Here is a 2101-nt window from a genome sequence, read left to right on the forward strand (position 1 = left end):
CTTTGTCCTATGCAAACCTTGCGGGGTGCGCAGAATGATGTCCGTTTCGGTCGAGACAGCTCCGGCGGGCAATGTCGATGTCTCAGGTCGGTCCGAGTCCGTGGCCGTCCGCGGGTTCCGGTGGGCGTGCGGTCTCGGGGCGCTGCTGGCCGGGTTGTGGTTCTCCTTCCAGCTGGCAGTGAACGCGACCGAACTGGTTGTGCCGGAGTTGGGCATTCCGTGGGACCGGCTGCAGCACGCGCGTCGGCCGCTGACCTCGTCGCTGCTGTTCGGGTTGCTCGGGGTGGGCGGGTTCCGGTCGATCATGCGGTGGCGGCCGCTGTCGTTGTGGCTGGCGTGTGCGGTGCCGGTGCCCGCGTGGGGTGCTGGGGTTGTGCTCGGCTGGTTCTGAGCCGGGTCCGGTGATGGGGCGGTATGCGCAGCATTGCCTGGTGGCCAGGGCTGCCGAGGTGCTGGGTGAGCCCTGGACGTTGCTGATCATCCGCGAGCTCCTGTATGGGGAGGTCGGACGGGGCGACTTCGCGCGGGCGCTGCCGGGCGCGTCGTGGTTCCTGTTGTCCGGTCGGTTGCGGCGGTTGGCGGGTGCGGGCCTGGTCGTACGGTCGGGCGAGTCGCGATATGGGCTTGACCGAGACTGGGCGGGAGTTGGAGCCGCTGGTCGAGCAGTTGGGGTGTTGGGGCAGCGCTGGCTGCCCGGGCGGGAGCCGGAAGGGGGGCGGCACCTGCTGTCAGTCCACGATGTTCATGCGGTATGCAACATTTGGCTGATGCGTGAGATGGGGTACAACTGGTCTCGTGTCCCAAGCTCAACGCGCCGGCCAGGTGGCGCCCGACGACGTCGACGCGGTGACCGATGCCGTGCTGACCGCGTCTCGGCTCCTGGTGGCGGTGTCCGCGCGGTCGATCGCCGCGGTCGACGACACGATCACCATTCCGCAGTTCCGCATGCTGGTCGTGCTGGGCACCCGCGGCCCGCTCAAGCTGACCGCGCTGGCCGAGTATCTGGATGTCAATCCGTCCACCGCGACGCGCATGCTCGACCGGCTGATCGTGTCGGGCATGGTCAGCCGGGAAGCCAACCCGGCCTCCCGGCGTGAACTGGTCGTCACCCTGACGGGTACGGGGGCCGGGGTGGTGCGCAAGGTGACCAATCGGCGGCGGGCCGAGATCACCCGGATCGTCGGCCGCATGCCGCCCACCGCGCGCCGGGGGCTGGTCCGGGCGCTGTCGGCGTTCACCGAAGCCGGGGACGAGCCTTCCCTGGCCGGTCGGCCGGACGGTCTCTGGGTCTGACCGCGGTTATCGCCGGGCGAGATCCGCGGAGTCGACGGTCGCGGGGTGCTGAACCAGGCGCGGTTCGGTCCTGCGCTGGCGGTAGGTCATCGCCGCGCTGGCGGTGCCCAGGATCAGCATCGCGGTCCCGACGGCCGCGTCGTTGACGATCGCTCGATCCGCGTGCGCTGCCGGAAGGTAGTCCAGCACGAACGGCGCGGCGATCAACCAGCCGCCCAGCGCCGCGTTGACCAGGCTCAGCCAGGGCAGGTCGCGGGGCGCGACCAGGCGGGTCATCGCCAGGCTGCCTGCGACGAGCGCGATGAGCACGTCGTTGAGGTCGCCGGAGCCGCTCAGCGGTGGCCATTGGTAGTGCAGCACGAACGGCGCGAAGCCCAGCCACACGGCGAGCAGGAAGACCAGCGAGCTGGGCAGGCTGGGCGTCAGGCGCCCTTCGGTCGACGGCCCGATCCACAGGTGACGGTGGACCGGGACGACGTGGTGATGCATGTCGGCTCCCTCGGCTCGGCGATGGCTCCTCCAGCACCCTTGATTATTGCACTAGGCAACACTTGCTATGGCGAATTGCGATGGACATCGCAGCCGACCGATCGTTGACCGGCACAGCACGCCGAAGTGGCGGCGAGAGTCCGGACGGGTTGCAGATCTTTGTCTTGGGCAAGGATGACAGTATCTTGAGTCTCCGGCGGCGGATCGGGCGTCGGGCGTGCGACCGCGTTGGCGTTCGCCGAATTCGTGGTGACCGCTCGCGAGCGGTTCGGGCGCCTTGACGGCGTGGTCAACAGTGCGGAAGTCGTAGCGTCCCCCC

Annotated in this window: 3 protein-coding genes and 1 pseudogene; 3 read left to right on the forward strand and 1 reads right to left on the reverse strand. The window is 69.1% G+C overall.

The window, feature by feature from the left end:
• Nucleotides 1-34: 34 nt before the first annotated feature.
• From FXO23_RS50385 to FXO23_RS50395, 3 genes and pseudogenes are all read left to right on the forward strand, one after another.
• Nucleotides 35-391 (forward strand): hypothetical protein, encoded by a 357-nt coding sequence (locus FXO23_RS50385; RefSeq protein WP_158896305.1) that lies wholly within the window; start codon nucleotides 35-37, stop codon nucleotides 389-391.
• Nucleotides 392-404: 13 nt separating this feature from the next.
• Nucleotides 405-599: pseudogene (locus FXO23_RS52920) on the forward strand (winged helix-turn-helix transcriptional regulator); the annotation flags it as partial.
• A 196-nt stretch (nucleotides 600-795) separates the two neighbouring features.
• Nucleotides 796-1293, forward strand: coding sequence for a MarR family winged helix-turn-helix transcriptional regulator (locus tag FXO23_RS50395; RefSeq protein ID WP_246258675.1), 498 nt, complete (start codon nucleotides 796-798; stop codon nucleotides 1291-1293).
• Nucleotides 1294-1299: 6 nt separating this feature from the next.
• On the opposite strand, the gene FXO23_RS50400 is transcribed toward FXO23_RS50395, so the two are convergent.
• A complete protein-coding gene (locus FXO23_RS50400; protein ID WP_158896308.1) occupies nucleotides 1300-1782 on the reverse strand; it encodes an SPW repeat domain-containing protein in 483 nt (160 codons plus the stop codon).
• Nucleotides 1783-2101 lie beyond the last annotated feature (319 nt).

Origin of the sequence: Amycolatopsis anabasis, assembly GCF_009765355.1 — a bacterium.
GTDB lineage: Bacteria > Actinomycetota > Actinomycetes > Mycobacteriales > Pseudonocardiaceae > Amycolatopsis > Amycolatopsis anabasis.

Bases quoted from the DNA above. Each gene is read 5' to 3' on its own strand.
- FXO23_RS50385 (WP_158896305.1), top strand. From the start codon at position 35: ATGATGTCCGTTTCGGTCGAGACAGCTCCGGCGGGCAATGTCGATGTC.
- FXO23_RS50400 (WP_158896308.1), bottom strand. From the start codon at position 1,782: ATGCATCACCACGTCGTCCCGGTCCACCGTCACCTGTGGATCGGGCCG.